General features: G+C 62.8%; 11 protein-coding genes. 9 read left to right on the forward strand and 2 right to left on the reverse strand.

Going from position 1 to position 15,768, the window contains the following annotated elements; translation table 11 throughout:
* Positions 1 to 315: 315 nt before the first annotated feature.
* From C8J30_RS18865 to C8J30_RS11110, 7 genes are all read left to right on the forward strand, one after another.
* Positions 316 to 537 carry a hypothetical protein gene (locus C8J30_RS18865; protein ID WP_220033719.1) on the forward strand — a complete coding sequence of 74 codons (222 nt, stop codon included), beginning with the start codon at positions 316 to 318 and terminating at the stop codon, positions 535 to 537.
* Between the two features lie 216 nt (positions 538 to 753).
* On the forward strand, positions 754 to 3,687 hold the full coding sequence (locus C8J30_RS11085; RefSeq protein ID WP_245909782.1) for a tellurite resistance TerB family protein: 2,934 nt from the start codon (positions 754 to 756) through the stop codon (positions 3,685 to 3,687).
* Positions 3,674 to 4,984: an ATP-binding protein gene (locus C8J30_RS11090; protein WP_110805925.1), complete on the forward strand. Its 1,311-nt coding sequence runs from the start codon at positions 3,674 to 3,676 to the stop codon at positions 4,982 to 4,984. The genes C8J30_RS11085 and C8J30_RS11090 overlap by 14 nt, the downstream gene beginning before the upstream one ends.
* A gap of 9 nt (positions 4,985 to 4,993) precedes the next feature.
* Complete coding sequence (locus C8J30_RS11095) at positions 4,994 to 7,771, forward strand: DEAD/DEAH box helicase (RefSeq protein ID WP_181420853.1); 2,778 nt, start codon at positions 4,994 to 4,996, stop codon at positions 7,769 to 7,771.
* Positions 7,772 to 8,080: 309 nt separating this feature from the next.
* On the forward strand, positions 8,081 to 9,679 hold the full coding sequence (locus tag C8J30_RS11100) for a phage minor head protein (RefSeq protein WP_110805926.1): 1,599 nt from the start codon (positions 8,081 to 8,083) through the stop codon (positions 9,677 to 9,679).
* Between the two features lie 33 nt (positions 9,680 to 9,712).
* Positions 9,713 to 9,955, forward strand: coding sequence for a hypothetical protein (locus C8J30_RS11105; protein WP_074555898.1), 243 nt, complete (start codon positions 9,713 to 9,715; stop codon positions 9,953 to 9,955).
* A gap of 73 nt (positions 9,956 to 10,028) precedes the next feature.
* Positions 10,029 to 10,322, forward strand: coding sequence for a hypothetical protein (locus C8J30_RS11110; protein ID WP_110805927.1), 294 nt, complete (start codon positions 10,029 to 10,031; stop codon positions 10,320 to 10,322).
* 234 nt (positions 10,323 to 10,556) lie between these two features.
* Here the strand turns inward: C8J30_RS11110 and C8J30_RS11115 are convergent, their stop codons facing one another.
* Together C8J30_RS11115 and C8J30_RS11120 are read right to left on the reverse strand one after the other, a co-directional pair.
* A complete protein-coding gene (locus tag C8J30_RS11115; RefSeq protein ID WP_110805928.1) occupies positions 10,557 to 12,443 on the reverse strand; it encodes a TniQ family protein in 1,887 nt (628 codons plus the stop codon).
* Positions 12,444 to 12,668: 225 nt separating this feature from the next.
* A complete protein-coding gene (locus tag C8J30_RS11120; protein WP_110805929.1) occupies positions 12,669 to 13,541 on the reverse strand; it encodes a glycosyltransferase family protein in 873 nt (290 codons plus the stop codon).
* A gap of 115 nt (positions 13,542 to 13,656) precedes the next feature.
* On the opposite strand from C8J30_RS11120, the gene miaB reads away from it, so the two are divergent.
* On the forward strand, positions 13,657 to 14,976 hold the full coding sequence (miaB, locus tag C8J30_RS11125; RefSeq protein ID WP_110805930.1) for a tRNA (N6-isopentenyl adenosine(37)-C2)-methylthiotransferase MiaB: 1,320 nt from the start codon (positions 13,657 to 13,659) through the stop codon (positions 14,974 to 14,976).
* Between the two features lie 223 nt (positions 14,977 to 15,199).
* Positions 15,200 to 15,757: an OmpA family protein gene (locus tag C8J30_RS11130; protein ID WP_110805931.1), complete on the forward strand. Its 558-nt coding sequence runs from the start codon at positions 15,200 to 15,202 to the stop codon at positions 15,755 to 15,757.
* The last annotated feature ends 11 nt before the right edge of the window (positions 15,758 to 15,768 follow it).

Below are 15,768 nucleotides of genomic sequence, written 5' to 3' on the forward strand. Positions count from 1 at the left end.
GCGAAAAACTGAACTGCGTGGCGTTTATCTCGCTGTGGGGTGGCAGCGTCCAATGCCGGGCACCGCCTTCCCCGCTCCGATCCCGGCAATGCGAAAATGTGGCGGCGCGATTCATGCCCGGGACATCCGCGATGCGAAAAGAGCCGTCGTGAGTGGCTTCTGGCCGGGAACCTGCCCGGCGGCGCCCCCGCCCGGCGCCGAAACAGGTGACAACGCCGCCTCCCGCCGCCATGTTCAGCATCGGGCGAGGTGAGAGAAGGTGTTTTCACAACGCAAGGTCTGATAATCACCGAAAAGACGGACGGCGAGAACACCATGCTGCACCGTGGCGGTTGCCATGCCCGCAGCCCCGACAGCCGCAACCCGCGGATCCTCATCGTGACGGACCGCGATGATCTCGACAACCAGATCAAGGATACTTTCAAATCCTGCGACCTCAAGCCGATCCGGGCGACGAGCGGCTCTCACTGTTGGAACTCGTTCGGAACAAGGCGCGGCTGGTCACCACGATCATCAACAAGTTCGATGCGGCGCTGAAGAACAGCAAGCAGGCGGACGACGATTCGAGCATTTTCGTGCTGGTAGATGAGAGCCGATCACCGAGAAGATGGAGGTGGACCCGACGTTCTCCAAACGGTTCCCCGGATCTGTTTCGAAGCCAATCCGTGTTGTCGGATCGCTTAGGCTTGTTGCTTAAATTTCAGCGATCGCTCAGACTGATGCGATATCCACCGCAGACATTTGAGATCCGCAATGCTCGCCGCCCTTGTCACTGTCCTTCGGGTCATCTTCTTTTTCGCACTGTATTTTGTGGTTTGCATGTTCGTGGTCGTGCTGGCGCTGCAAGATTGGCCCGTCGGCGCGCAGATGGCGCTGGCCTTCGGAGCCCCAGTGCTTCTGGTTTCGGCGCAAGAGAGACGGCGCCGCAAACGGCGGCGCATGAGGGAACACTTGCAAGCCGCTCAATACCAGCCTCTGGCGGAAAACTCCCAGGTTGGACCTAGGATCCTGCCGCCGATTCCGGTCACAAGATTCGCAAATTCTTCGCCACAGGCCGCGGAGCCTCAATGGGACGAAATGCAGGTGGGCCGAGTCGAGCGAGATGGCGAGGGCGCACCATATGCGCGTTCCGAATGGCATGTGGTCGGCGCAACGGCGCCGAAAATGCAAGGTCAGGCGGAACTGGAGGCGAGGCGCGAGACCGATCAGGCTTCGAACGCGGGCGAAGTCATTGGACCCACGACCTTGATAGACGCGCCAATCTCCGAGGCTCGCCGTGCGCGCCTCAAGCGGATCGAAGAGCTCCGACAGGCACAGAAACAACGAAATCTGGGATATCCAAACTTGCGGGGTGATGACCGCTGGACCGCGCAGGACAGTTGCGCGCGTGCGGACGAAACGGGTTCGCGACCGGTTGCCGCTGCAGGCCCTGCCATTTTCGAGGACGAACCAATCTCCGAAGCCCGCCGTGCGCGTCTCAAGAGGATCGAAGAGCTCAGGCAGGCTCAGGTTGAGCGGAATCTGGAGCGGTTGAAGCCTCGGGGAGATGAGCATGTTGACGCGCAGGAAAATTGCACACGCTCGGCGGAGGCGCGACAGGGATGGGTACCACGCGGTGAACAAGTCGATCTGGCCGGACGAAGCATCGGCGGAATGATCTATTTTGGCACTCCGCTGCGCCTCGGCGGTGACGGATATTACACCAAGAGCCGTCCGTTCATTGACCCTGCGCTTCCGGTTGCCACTGTTGGAGCTGACAAGGAAAGCCGCCCAATTCCCTACTGGCCGAGCTATTCGGAGATCTCGCCGATTTGTCGAGCCACCTATCTCGACTGGCTCGCGGATGGGCGTCAGGATGCCAGCTATAACCCGGGCTACATGTTCCTGTATTTCTACGGACTGGAACGTCGTTTCTTCATCGATCAGGCGCCCGAAGAGGAAAAGATTGAAATTCTCGAGGAGGTTCGGCGCCTCGCCGCGATTTATGCGCGAGACGGTTCAGCCCAGTTCTATTTGGGCGAGTTCATTCAGATCGCGCAGATCGCGGTTCGTGATCCCGCCGCGTCGGAGCCTGTGTTCGATTTTCAAGGCTGGGAACTGCCTTTCGGCGTGAAGGCCGCGATCGGAACAAAAATTGCGCAGGGGGAACCGCTTGGCTGGGATTGGACGCTCAGCTGGCTGATCTGCCATCCCGAGCATCCGATGCGAACCGCATCGAAACGCTGCGCCGAGGAATTTCGCGCGCTTTTTCGGCTGCGTTTCGAAGAGCGATTTCCCGAGGGCCTGAAGGTCACCAAGCCCCGCAAGACCCTCGACGCCCGGTATCAGGCCGCGTCGCAGGAGTTTCATGCCGATCTATCGCCCAGGCTCGACGGCAAGCCTTTGCCCGATATTTCGGGCGTCCGGAAGCCAGTCGAGATCGCCCAGGAAATCGCCGATGAGGTTACGGAAGCGCTTGAAAGGTTCAGCCGCTATCTTGGGCGCAACCCGGAAGGTCGTGGGAGTCTTGAGGCCCATGCCTTGCTGCCACCTGAATTGCGTGAACTGTTCCCCTCGAAGCAGCTGGAAGCGCTGAGGGCCTGGGCATCGGAGCGCGTGGCCGCGGGAGGGATTGTTCCAGCAGTGGAGATGATCGCCAGGCTCGAGGACAAGCGGCCCGATAAACTTACCAAGGCTCAGCTGACGGGTGCTGCCGACACGCTGGCCCGCATCGGCTTCGGGCTTGCGCCCGATCCGCGCTTTGCCTTGCGCGCCCCGAAAATCGACGAGCCGCTGGTGATTTTTGCGCTCGAGGCACCGGTCGAGAATCTGGAGGATGTGTCTGCGGCCTACCGGCTGGCGCTGCTCGAACTGGCGCTTGGCGCCGTGGTCGCGCTGGCCGATGGTGTGGTGTCCGAACCGGAGCGGCAGGCGCTTCTGGCGCGGATCGCGCGGGCAGACCAAATCTCTGAACCTGAGCGGTTACAGCTGAAAGCCAACATGGAATGGCACCTTGCCGTGCCGCCCGACATCGCGCTTTTGCGCCGCAAGCTCAAGGAGGCCGGCCCCGACATGCAAAGCGCCCTGCGTGCCGCGCTGGTGGCCGCCGCCCACGCCGATGGCTTGATTCAGCCAGAGGAAGTCGCGCAGATCGAGAAGCTCTATCGTACGCTTGGCCTCGATCCGGGGCTTGTCTACTCCGATATCCATGCTGGCGATGATGTCCCGGTTCGGGTCAGGCCCTCCAGCGCCGGAGCCCCGGGCGAGCCGATCCCGGATCAGGCATCGGCACCCCGGCGCGCGCTCGATCCGGCGCTTATCGCGGTGATCCGCTCGGATACGGCCCGCGTTTCCTCGGTCTTGGGCGAGATTTTCGGCGCGCCTGGCGAGGAGCAGGAGGAGGCATCGCAGCCCGAGTCTGCCGCTTCCGGCGGCAAAGATCCGGTCATCAAGGGGCTGGACCCGGCCGCTTCCGCGCTGGTGCTCGAAATTATCAACTGCACCCATTTGACCGAAGAGGCGTTCGATGCCGCCTGCAAACGGCACGGGCTGATGCCCGCCGGTGCGCTGGAGGCGATCAACGAATGGGCTTTCGAGACGCACGGCGAGGCGCTTCTGGACGCTTACGACGGATATGACGTGTCGCCGCAGATTGCCGCTGCGGTGCGGGGGCAATTTGCCAAGGAGGAAGAGAATGTCGACGCTTAAACCCCGTGAGCGGGATGCGATCGTGCAGGCGCTGCGCGCTGGTGTCGTCCCAAAGCAGGGGCTTCGGCACCTTCAGGTTGGCCGTGTGCGCGAAATCGAGGAACTGGTTCGGGATATCGAACGCATCGCCGATGGCGGTGCAGCAATCCGCTTCGTGATCGGCGAATACGGGTCGGGCAAGACGTTCTTCATGAACCTGATCCGGCTGGTGGCGTTGGAAAAGGGACTCGTGGTGATGTATGCCGATCTGGCCCCGGATCGACGTCTGCATGCCTCCGGTGGGCAGGCCCGAGGGCTCTACGCCGAGATGGCGCGCAATCTTTCGACCCGCACTAAGTCGGATGGCGGGGCGCTGGCCAGTGTCGTCGAACGCTTCGTCTCGCAAGCGCAACGCGAGGCGGAACAGACCGATACGCCGACGTCCATGGTGATCCGTTCGCGACTGGCGCATTTCGAGGAGTTGACCGGCGGTTTCGATTTTGCCGAGGTTATCCGCCGCTACTGGGAAGGGCACGAGGCGGGCGATGAAGAGTTGAAATCAGCGGCGCTGCGTTGGCTCCGCGCAGAATTCTCCACCCGCACCGATGCGCGCAAGGCGCTCGGCGTGCGCACGATCGTCGACGATGCGAGCGTTTATGATCATCTCAAGCTGATGTCGGCCTTCGTGCGCGCTGCGGGCTACAAGGGGCTGCTCGTCGGGCTCGACGAGATGGTGAACTTGTTCAAGTTGACCTCGGCGCAGGCCCGTAACGCGAATTACGAGCAGATTCTGCGCATTCTCAATGATGTGCTGCAAGGCAGCGCCGAAAATCTGGGGTTCCTGATGGGGGGCACACCGGAATTCCTGATGAACACCCGGCGCGGTCTTTACAGCTACGAGGCGCTGCAATCGCGGCTTGCGGAAAACAGCTTCGCGCGCGACGGGCTGGTTGATCTGTCCGGGCCAGTGATGCGGCTTGCCAGCCTGACGCCCGAGGATCTGTTCGTGCTCTTGCACAACATCCGCGCGGTCATGCAGCACGAAGACGACATGGTTCCCGATGCCGCGCTTGAAGCCTTCATGGCGCATTGTTCGGAACGCATCGGCGAGGCTTATTTCCGCACCCCGCGCAACACGGTCACCGCCTTCGTCAACCTTCTGGCCGTGCTGCAACAAAATCCCGGCGTCGCCTGGTCCGATCTGATCACCGGCATCGAGGTGCGCCCCGATCAGGGCGATGACATGAGCGATGTCGACGAAACGATCGGGGCAACGCCGCCGCAAGGTGACGACGAGCTTGTCAGTTTCCGGCTGTAGGGGAAGGGCGTGAGCGGCGCTTTCGAGAAACTCGCCCGCCCGGTTCAGAAATGGATCCGCGCGCAGGGGTGGCGCGAGTTGCGCGACATTCAGAGCCGCGCGATTTGCGCGATTTGCGACGGGCAAGGCGATTTGATCCTCGCCGCCGCCACGGCAGGGGGCAAGACCGAGGCGGCCTTCCTGCCGCTGATTTCGCAGGTGCTGGAGGAACCCGCCGCCGAGCCTGGCTTTGATCTGCTTTATATCGGTCCGCTCAAGGCCTTGATCACCGATCAGGCGCGACGGCTTGAGGATATCTGTGCCGAGAGCGGCTTGCCCGTTGTGCCGTGGCATGGCGATGTCGCGGCCTCGGTGAAAGCGCGCGCCCTCAAGGCCCCGCGCGGCATCCTTTTGATCACGCCGGAATCGCTCGAGGCGCTGTTCGTGCGGCGCGGGCTTGAAATCCCGCGCCTGTTCGGCGCGACGCGCAGCGTGGTGCTTGATGAACTCCATTCCATCCTCGACAGCGAGCGCGGCGTGCAGGTGCGCTCGCTTCTCACCCGGCTGGAACAGGCCACGGGCCATTCCTTGCGGCGGATCGGCCTTTCGGCGACGCTGGGCGACATGGGCCTTGCACGGCGCTATCTGCGCCCCGACGCCCCCGAAACGGTCGCGCTGATCGAGGCGTCGGGGGGCGAGGCAGAGTTGCGCTTGCAACTGCGCGGTTACCTCTCGGGTGAGGATAACGAAAGCGGCCCCTCGGCCACCGATGCGATTGCCGCGCATCTCTTCGATCATCTGCGCGGAAGTGACAATCTGGTCTTTGCCGGGGCGCGGCAGTCCGTTGAAATCTATGCCGACCGGCTGCGTGCGCGCTGCGAAGAGGCCCGCCTGCCGCAGGAATTCTATCCTCACCATGCCTCCTTGTCGCGCGAACATCGCGATTTCGTCGAAAAGCGGCTGAAGGACCGGACCCAACCTACAACCGCGATCTGCACATCGACGCTCGAACTGGGCATCGACATCGGGGATGTCACCTGCGTGGCGCAGATCGGCGCGCCGTTCAGCGTGGCCGCCTTGCGCCAGCGGCTTGGCCGTTCGGGTCGCCGCGCGGGCCAACCAGCGATCTTGCGGCAGTATTCTGTCGAGACGCGGTTGACGCCGCAAAGCGGGCTTGTCGACAGGCTTCGTCTCGGCCTTGTGCGAGCGGTGGCGATGATCGAGCTTTTGCTTGAGGGTTGGTGCGAGCCTCCGCGCGCTGATCAGCTGCATCTATCGACGCTTGTGCATCAGGTTCTCTCGGTGATTGCGGGCCAGGGCGGCGCTTCGGCTTCACAGCTGTATCGGCTGCTGTGCAGGGAAGGTCCTTTCCGTCAGGTCTCTCCGCTGCTCTTCACGGACGTATTGCGGGCGATCGGACGCGCCGAGGCCGGGCTGATCGAACAGGCCGCCAACGGGCTCCTGTTGCTCGGCCTGCGCGGTGAAAAACTGGTCGAGCACTATGGGTTCTATGCCGTTTTCCCGACGCCCGAGGAATACCGGCTGATTTCGGCGGGCCGCGACCTCGGAACAATCCCGCTCGACAATATCCTTGCCCCCGGAATGATGCTGATCTTCTCGGGACGTCGCTGGAGTGTTCGAGAAATCGACACCGACGCGAAGGTCATCATGGTCGAGCCCGCGAAGGGGGGAGTGCCGCCCCGGTTCGGGGGCGAGCCCGGGCTGATCCACGACCGGGTGATCGAAAAGATGCGCGATATCTATGCGGGTAATCAGACCCCGGTCTACATGGATCGGACCGCGGTTGACCTCCTCGCCGAGGCGCGCTGCCATTACCATGCCGCCGGCTTTGCGCAATCCGCCATCGTGAATATCGGGCCGGGAAACTGGTTTCTTGCGACGGGGTGCGGCACCGTGAAGACCGCGACGCTTGCGCTGGCTTTGCAAGGCGTCGGGTATCAGGTTGATCGCCATGACGGGTTTCTTGAGCTCGCTTCCGGCACCGATGCACAGCCCCTTGAAAAGACGCTCGCGCAGTGGGCCGAGGGGGCGGAGGTGGATTTGTTCGCGGCTTCGCCCAACCTCATATTCGAACCGTATCACCCCTATCTCGGTGATGGTCTGCTGCGCGCAGACGCATGCAGCTCACGGTTGGAGGCAGGGGTTTTGCCCGGGATATGTGCCCGGTTGCTTGAGGGCTGCGCCACATCTCACGCCAAGGCCGCGCCTGCCCGTGCGACATCGCGCGAAATTCCGCCGCTTCCGGGCGCTGAGTATCGTTTTCTCGCGCTGGATGTCGAAACCGCAAACGGAGATTGCGCGAGCATCTGTCAGATCGGCCTTGCCTGTGTGCGCCACGACGGACTGATCGACAGCTGGTCGAGTTATATCGATCCGGAAGTTCCCTTTTCCCCTTTCAACACGCGCCTGCACGGGATCGGGCCGGTAGAAGTGTGCGGTGCGCCGAGGTTTCTCGATGTCATCGCAGTGCTTGAGCCGCTGCTGAACCGTCACGTGATCTTTCAGCACAGCGGTTTCGATCCGCGCGCGATTGCGGGAGCCTTCGCACTCGCAGGACTGCGGGCTCCCTCATGGCTGTGGCAAGACAGTGTCAAGATCGCCCGTTGCGCTTCGCCCGAATTCCGCGGCGACGGGGGGCATGGCCTCGCGCATCTGAAGGACCGTCTCGGACTCGACTTCGCGCATCACGACGCCGCGGAAGACGCGCGTGCTGCGGCGATGGTGGTGCTTCTGGCGGAGCAGCGGATGGGGCGCAACTTCGAAGAAATACTAGGTATCCAATTGTAAATTTTGGGCGTATTCACTCCCGAGACCTTGCGAGATCGGTCCGAGTGACGAGTTCGGCCCATTGCGGTCGGTCGAAACGGGCTTCATGCGGCGGTGCGGTTGCCCCGAAGCGGCCGTTTATGGTGTGGTGCAGAAAAATCCCGAGCCGGCTATCGCTGGGGGCAGGTCAGTGTCAATAAACTAGGGGCACCTCACTCCGCCAAGCACGACCGAACGCCACCCAAATCCAACCTTCTCTGGGACCGAACGGTTCGTTAACGCTTCTAGGCCCAAAGTGAGGTAGGTTCCCCGACATCTGCAGGGGGAACCATGAGTTCATTTGTCAGCTTCAACCAGTTCGTACGACACGGCGGCCACGCGACCATTGTCCTCGGCCTTCGTGCGATTGAACTTGCGATGGAGCTAAAGCACGCGCGACTGGACAGTACCGTTACGGATGCATTTGAACAGCGGCTGCGCGAGCTTGCGGCAGAGAATTGGTCCGCCTTGACGGGAGCGTTCGCGCGTGCAGGCATCGTCGCTGATCCGACTGTCGAAGACGTAGAGACCGAGATTTCCCGCGAGCGGGCTGACTTTTCGGAACAGGCTTCAGCGATCATGGCAACCACTGACCCGAGCGTTGCTGACGCCGATGTTTCGACACTTTCCGATTGGCTCGCGCGTCGATTTCTGACCCAGATCAACGAATGGCGCCAGCGACGGTTGGGCGTGACCCATTTTGTCTGGCGGACGCAGGACGATGAGAAGGTCCGCGCGGCGCACGCCGAACGCGATGACAGGGTCTATTCCTGGCAAGACGAATTCCCCGATGGTCCGCCCGGTCACGGCTACAACTGCCGATGCGTCGCCGAACCGGCGATCGTCGACGGAACGATCCTGCTCACAGATTTCCCGACATCTCCAGACCTCAGCGAGAGGATAGCCCAGGCGCAAGCCGACGGGCTCACCGACGCAGCGGCAGATGCAGCAGCAGGCGGTGCGATTTCGGTCTACAATCTGTTCCGCTTTTCGTGGCTTGGTTACCGGCGCCTGTTCGGTGTGATCACGCCTGAGGAGGAGGCCGAGCGCCTCGCCATGCGCGAAAGCCTGGCCAGCGCCATTCGAGCGCTCGCCGATCTCGACGCCGAGACCGTCCGCCAACTGAGCGAAGCCTTCGTCGACTATTTCGACGCCAGACACGCGGACCTGCGTCTGCTCGACCTCGAATTCCGTCTCGGGCTCGCCTCGGAAGACGCATTGCTCAAGGCCTATCGCGACGTCGCCTATCTGGACGCAGCGACAACGCTCGGGGGCGTGGCCCTTACGACGACGCTCGCACGGCTTGGGGTAGGGGTAGCACGGCTCTCGCCGCGGGCAGCAATCGTCGGCTTGCGCTCGGCTGCCCTGCGCATCGACGGCATGATCGCCATGCGGAGCGCCACGGTCGACAGCTTCGTCGCGCGCAGATTTGCCGAGTTGGCAACGCAGGGACACGGCCCGCAGCGTCACGAAGGCGCGGTCACTCGACAGATGCTGATCGACCGCGTGTTGCTCGGCATAGATCCGATGACCGGGACTTCGAGAGACGGCGTGACCGGGAGACCGCACCGCGCGCCACCGATTGCCAGCCGTATCACGTCGCCTGAGGCATTCGTTGCCGCCGAGCGCTTCGTGCGGCGAACGCCCGAATATCGCGCGGCTCGAGACGCTGCGCAATTCGAACCGGCATATCAGCGCGGCAGCTTCCTCGTCGTTCTTCCTTTGGAGGACGCGCTTGGCCCGGACTACCTGCGCCTCGTAGAGGGAGTCAGGACTGCCGGCGGAGGCGCCATCAGCGCAGATTTCGATCGTGGCAACCTGCTGGCTGTATTCCGCCATGTGCAGGGCAGTGAACCTGCGCTCGTCACCATGTACCCGATCACGAGGTAGAAAATGGTCAGCCTAGACAGTTGGAAAAGGACTATGTTCCTGCTTTGTGGGCCGGAGACCTACGATCCCGACGCCTTGAAGGCGGGTCTTGAGATTGACCCTGATGACTCGCGCCGATTCCGGGAACGCTTCGAGGCGGTCTTGCGGTACAGGCCGTTGACTGCCGACGAATACGAAAAGGATATCGGGTTCCATTTTGACAATGACGAAGAGATGTACGGCTACCTTCGGGCGATGTTCGACTTTCTTTTCCAACGCGGACCATTTCCGGAATGACTTTTTTGGCGGCATTGGCCGGGATTGGCGACGAGCCTGTGCTGGTCACGATGTATCCGATGGAAGCGCGACAATGAAATCTCTCGACCTGCGGACCCAGGCTTGGCTGGATGACATGTTCCTCTATTGCGGGGCGAACGTGTATGGCCCGGACAAATTGAAAGAAGAACTCGGGTGGTCGAGCGAATGGTCTGAGCACCTGCGTTGGAATTTCGATTATGTCTTGGAAAACCGGTCTCTGACCGCTGACGATTACGCGCGCAGAACGGACATCGAATTCGAAAACGACGAAGCGCTGTTTGCGTACGTCGAGGCGCTGCGTGATTTTCTTTTTTTGAACGGACCTTATCCCGAATTCGAAGGCTGAGCCAGGCTGGAGAACGTTCGACGGCAGGCCCACCCCCTCCATCGAATGACTGCTTTCGGGACGCGATCGCGGAACCGCACGGCGCGGCCACCGTCCGCTTTCCGCCCTCTTCGAAGGCGCCGCGCGTCATGCTCGCGTGAGCCATGACCGACCGCAGGCGACAGCGCATCTTGGCAAGCAGATCACTGATCGCACGCGCTTCCCCGAGGGTGGATGACAAAGTTGACGCATGCTTCAGGAGCCTGCGTCCATGTCGATGACAGCCTGACCCGCACCGCGCTGCAGGGCTTGAACGAAGCGCTCGTGGATCCGCAATCGACGGTAGGTGAACCCGTAGGGCTTCTCCGGCGGACCGATCGGATGAACTCCAACCTCTTTCAGCTGTTTCCTGGTCGCGTCCCGATCGAGGCGAAGCCAGTCGGCGAGTTCCTTGCAGGTCATGAACTCCGTGCGAAAATCGCTTATATGCGCCTCGGTCACATAGTATTGCGGCTTTGCGGTCACTGGGTTCGGGGCGAAGTCTGCCTTCATCACGCCATCTCGGATCATCGCGCGCATCTGAACCTGGGTTACGCCCAAGCGCTCCGCCGCCTGCTCCACGGTAAGACCCGTCGCCTTGGCTCGCAGCAGGAGCGGGCGAATTTCCCGGACATTGACGAGCACCGCGAGATAGCCCTCGCGTCCGGTGTGCCGACTGATCTTTTTCAGCTTCCCGTCGAAGATCAGCCCCACGATTTCCCTTGCGGAACAGACGAGCCGACGGCAGGCCGAGGGGATGTCGTGAAAGTCGTGCATGGCCTGAGATGTCGCCACACCCCCGAGCAAGAGGCGATCAAGGAAGCTCTGGATTTCGGCGGGATGAAAGCTTGGATAGGTGTCCGCGCCGGTCGGAAGCGGACAGATGAACCCCGCCTTGACCATGATCTCAAGCTGGTCGCGCGGGAAGTTGAAGCGCTCGATCACATCGGTCCAGCCAAGGCCTTCGAGCATCGGGCGCACCAGCGCCTCTGCGGCATCGGCGTCGAACAGGTCCCACGCTGCGCGCCTTGCCGAAGTTTCAGGAACCAGTCCGGCATCGACGAGGGCCTTGCGCAGACGGTCCGTGCCCATGCCCGTCGCGTTCGACAGCGAGCGGATGGAATGGAGGCGGCGCTTCTCGACCCGGTGGCCCAGCACGTCGTCGTCGGGGGCGAGCGGCCATGTCGCAAGAATGTGCTCGCGCAGGAGGGTGCGAAACGGGGTGAATTCCGGGCCCTCGAGATCACGCGAAAAACGGTCGTAAAGGGGGCCGAGGCGCGCATGCAGGCCATCGTTCGGCGACCCGTCGCGTGCCTGAAGATGGAGGAGCGCCTCGCGGATCTGCGCCTCGCCCTGAGAGGCCGAGAAAAAGCCGACATCGGCCGCCATGCGCCATCGCACCGGACTGAGCTTCAGCGAGCGTGGGAATTTCTCCAGCAGAAGGGAGCGCCCGAGAAGCTCGGTGAAGGTCGCGGCGGCGGTCAGCTCGAACCTGTCTAGCCAGAGTCCGGTGGTTTCTCCATCAAGGCGCCGCACGAGCCATTGTTCGAACGGCGAGACTGGCAGGGAGGGCGTGTCCAGGGCGCCGGTTATCACCTGCGGCATGAAGAGGCCGATCCGCGTTGCGAAATCGTGGCGCTTGGTCCGGTCGCTGTCGGTCCAGACCTCGACAAGAGCGCGGTTGTGGCGGGGGCAGGCTCGGAGGAAGGGAACCTGCCAATTCGAGCGAAAGGCCATGCCGATCTGATGCGGCAGGCCAGAACCTCGGGCATCTTCACGCAGGCAATCGGGGCAGATCCGCGTGGTGGGGCTGCGCACGGCTTGGCGCGGAAAGACATTGCCGTTGCGCTCGAAGCTGCGGGTGCTCACGCGCGAAAAACTGGCAGATCGGAGGGGGCGAGGATCCGTGTCCGCGATCTGCGCAAGCCCCTCGATCGCGTGGGGCGCGCCGTCGATCAGATCGGAAAGGTCGATCCCGATCAGGACGGCAAAGCTCTCCAGGTTGGCGCCATTCCGCATGGCGAGGCGCGACAGATATGAGGCCGGCGCTTCGCCGGGCGCGGGGTCGAACCTGAGTGTGAGGCGGGGAAGCGCTGAGGTCATGATCCGGCTGGCAATTCTGGCTTCCTTGCTTTGCCCTGAAACCGCCGGGTCCTCAATCCCTGAGGATTAGGGGGGCAATCTTGCCAAAACCGCTTCAAAACCGGGGGATGCCGCTCGAGGAAGTCCCGAATCGCCATTGCGGAAGCTGCAAGTGTCAATTTTGCGGCGTTTCGTTGTCATTGCGGCAAGTTTGAGTGGCAAACCATACACACCCTGCGCGGCGTTTCAGAACCACTGCCCCGGTTCCATCAGGCCCAGATCCAGCAGCTGGCGGCTTGACCAGTCGAAGGGCACCGAATTGTGCCAGCGGAAGGTCGAGATGTCATAGGTCGAGCCGGGGTTGCGCTTGAGCGCCTTGGCGACGCGGAACGAGGCGATCGCCGCGGTCAGATTGTGGTGCCACGGACAGGCATAGGTGTTCAGCTCCTCATCCGAGAGCGTGTGATCGGCCCGCAGCACCAGACCCGGCGCGGTGCGAAAAAGGGCGATCCGGTCGATCTTGCGCCGCGCCGCCGGGATGTGCTCGTCAAAGCGCCAGCGCAGCCCGCCGAAGAAATCCAGCTGCCGATCGCGCGGGTGGTTGCGGTTCGCGGGATCGGGCCGACCAAGCGCGTAATAGCCCGCGCGGTCAAGCATCGCCTCGGCGAGGTTCACACCGTCGGGGTTCTTGTCCAGATCTGCGGCGTAAAGGTCGATCACGTAGCTCAGCATCCCGAAGCGGCGTTCTTCGCTGTGGAAGGCCAGCAACTCGCGCACCGAGCGGCTCTCGCAGAAGGGATAGAAGAGATATTCCGCGTTGAAACCGTAATACATCCAGGTCCCGGCGGGCGCGGCGGCGATCAGCGGGTTCATGGCCTCAAGGAAGGCCTCGGGCCCGCTCGAGATCCAGGGAATGCGGTGGATCTGCGCTGCAAGATCCTCGGGCAGCGCAAGCGTCGGGGGGGCGCAGACCAGAACGGTGCGAAAGCCGAGCTTCAGGTGATGGCGGATCGTACTGTCGACCTCGGTCAGATCCTCGACCAGGATCACCGCCACCGGCGCCTTGGCCAGCACCTTTTTCGCGACGCTCAGGAACGCGGTCTGGGAAGCGTAATCCATGCCTGTCTGCCCCTTTTTGCGCAACGTCGCGGAAGGGGCTGGGGAATGCAAGCCTCTCGCGCGGTTGCTTGCGCAGCGCGTTTGCGGTATCGGGCGCCAACCCCGGGAGGCCCCCATGTCCGACGCGCCGAAAAAGCTGCATATCAAGACCTATGGCTGTCAGATGAACGTCTATGACAGCGAGCGCATGGCCGAGGCGATGGGCGTGCAGGGCTATACCCTGACCGATGATCCGGCCGAGGCGGACATGGTGCTGCTCAACACCTGCCACATCCGCGAAAAGGCTGCCGAAAAGGTCTACTCCGACCTTGGCCGTCTGCGCCCCCTCAAGGAGGCGAAGCCCGGTCTGACCATTGGCGTCGCGGGCTGCGTCGCGCAGGCCGAGGGCGAGGAAATCATGCGGCGGATGCCGCTCGTCGATCTGGTCGTCGGCTCGCAGAATTACCACCGCCTGCCCGAGATGGTGGCGGCGGTGGCGCGCGGCGAGCGTCCGGTCGATACCGAATTCCCCGCCGAGGACAAGTTCGACAAGCTGCCCGAGCGCCCGGTGCAGGCGCGACCCACGGCCTTTCTGACCGTGCAGGAGGGCTGCGACAAGTTCTGTGCCTTCTGCGTCGTGCCTTATACGCGCGGCGCCGAAATCTCGCGCCCCGTCGCGCGCATCCTGACGGAAGCCGAAAAGCTGGTTGCGAAAGGCGTGAAGGAGATCACGCTGCTCGGGCAGAATGTGAACGCCTACCACGGGGACGGGCAGGGCGGCACTTGGGGCCTTGGCCGTCTGGTGCGCGACCTCGCCCGGATCGACGGGCTCGAGCGCATCCGCTACACCACGAGCCACCCCAACGACATGGCCGACGACCTGATTGCCGCGCATGGCGAAGAGCCGAAGCTGATGCCCTATCTGCATCTGCCGGTGCAATCGGGCGCCGATCCGGTGCTGAAGGCGATGAACCGCAAGCATACCGCCGAGGACTATCTGCGGCTGATCGAGCGCATCCGCGCCGCGCGGCCCGACATCCTGATTTCTTCGGATTTCATCGTCGGTTTCCCCGGTGAAACCGATGCCGATCATCAGGCGAGCCTCGATCTGATCCGGGCCGTGGGCTTTGGCGCGGCGTTTTCGTTCAAATATTCGCCGCGTCCGGGCACGCCTGCGGCCGGTCGCGAGGGCGTCGCGTCCGAAGTGGCCGATGCCCGGCTGCAGGAATTGCAGGCGCTGATCACCGCGCAGCAGAAGGCCACCCAGCTCTCGATGGTCGGTCGCACCGTCGGCGTGCTGTTCGAGAAACCCGGCCGTCTGCCCGGGCAATGGGTCGGCAAGTCCGATCACTTGCATGCCGTGCACGTGAAGGGCGAGGGGATCGGGCCGGGTACGCTTGCGCAGGTGAGAATCACCGCCTCGGCGCCGAACTCGCTGGCGGGCGAATTGCTCTGACCCGTTGGGGTAGGGCCAAAACGCCTTCCGATTGTTCCGGGCCTCGGGGAAATGACACCGGGGCGGAGCAATTCTTGCGAATTATCAACCGGTTTGTTCCCTTTTCTGCCACAATAACGGGGCGAAAGCCCTTTCCTTGTCTCAAGGTTTTGTTACTGTGAGCCAAATTCGTTAACACGCCGGTTTTGCCGGGGTTGTTCCATTCGAGGAGGCTTGTGTGGGGATGACAAGATTGACCCGAGGATTGAAACCGGTTGCGGCGGGCCTTGGGGCTGCGGCCCTTGCGCTGGCAGCTTCGATGGGCCCGGTTGCCGCACAGCAAAAGGCCGAAACCTATATTCCGGCGATCTGGATTGACCCGGATGGCTGCGAACACTGGGCGATGGATGACGGCACCGAGGGCTACATGGACGCGCGCAAGACCCGCGACGGTCGCCCGGTGTGCCACCGCAACGTCTGTGGCGTGCTGCAGACCGACACGCTTTTTGCCACCGACAGCGCGAAACTGACCGCCTCGGGCCGCGGGTATCTGCAGCAGTTCTTCCAATCCGCGCAAGCGCGCAGCTTCATCATCACCGGCCACACTGACAGCCGCGCCTCGGACGAATACAACATGCGCCTGTCGAAAGGCCGCGCCGAGGCCGTCGCCGGGGTGGCGCAACAGGTCGGCGCGCCGGTGCTGGCGGTGAACTGGTATGGCGAGCGGATGCCGAAAGCGACGAACGCCACCGCCGCGGGCATGGCGCAGAACCGCCGCGTCGAAGTGATCTGTGTGAAGTGAGGGGCGAGACG

The organism is Rhodobacter viridis (assembly GCF_003217355.1).
GTDB lineage: Bacteria > Pseudomonadota > Alphaproteobacteria > Rhodobacterales > Rhodobacteraceae > Rhodobacter > Rhodobacter viridis.

Excerpts from the sequence above, each read along its gene's own strand:
- C8J30_RS11110 (WP_110805927.1), top strand. The coding sequence starts at position 10,029 with ATGAAATCTCTCGACCTGCGGACCCAGGCTTGGCTGGATGACATGTTC.
- miaB (WP_110805930.1), top strand. The coding sequence starts at position 13,657 with ATGTCCGACGCGCCGAAAAAGCTGCATATCAAGACCTATGGCTGTCAG.
- C8J30_RS18865 (WP_220033719.1), top strand. The coding sequence starts at position 316 with ATGCTGCACCGTGGCGGTTGCCATGCCCGCAGCCCCGACAGCCGCAAC.
- C8J30_RS11105 (WP_074555898.1), top strand. The coding sequence starts at position 9,713 with ATGTTCCTGCTTTGTGGGCCGGAGACCTACGATCCCGACGCCTTGAAG.
- C8J30_RS11130 (WP_110805931.1), top strand. The coding sequence starts at position 15,200 with ATGACAAGATTGACCCGAGGATTGAAACCGGTTGCGGCGGGCCTTGGG.
- C8J30_RS11120 (WP_110805929.1), bottom strand. The coding sequence starts at position 13,541 with ATGGATTACGCTTCCCAGACCGCGTTCCTGAGCGTCGCGAAAAAGGTG.
- C8J30_RS11090 (WP_110805925.1), top strand. The coding sequence starts at position 3,674 with ATGTCGACGCTTAAACCCCGTGAGCGGGATGCGATCGTGCAGGCGCTG.
- C8J30_RS11115 (WP_110805928.1), bottom strand. The coding sequence starts at position 12,443 with ATGACCTCAGCGCTTCCCCGCCTCACACTCAGGTTCGACCCCGCGCCC.
- C8J30_RS11100 (WP_110805926.1), top strand. The coding sequence starts at position 8,081 with ATGAGTTCATTTGTCAGCTTCAACCAGTTCGTACGACACGGCGGCCAC.
- C8J30_RS11085 (WP_245909782.1), top strand. The coding sequence starts at position 754 with ATGCTCGCCGCCCTTGTCACTGTCCTTCGGGTCATCTTCTTTTTCGCA.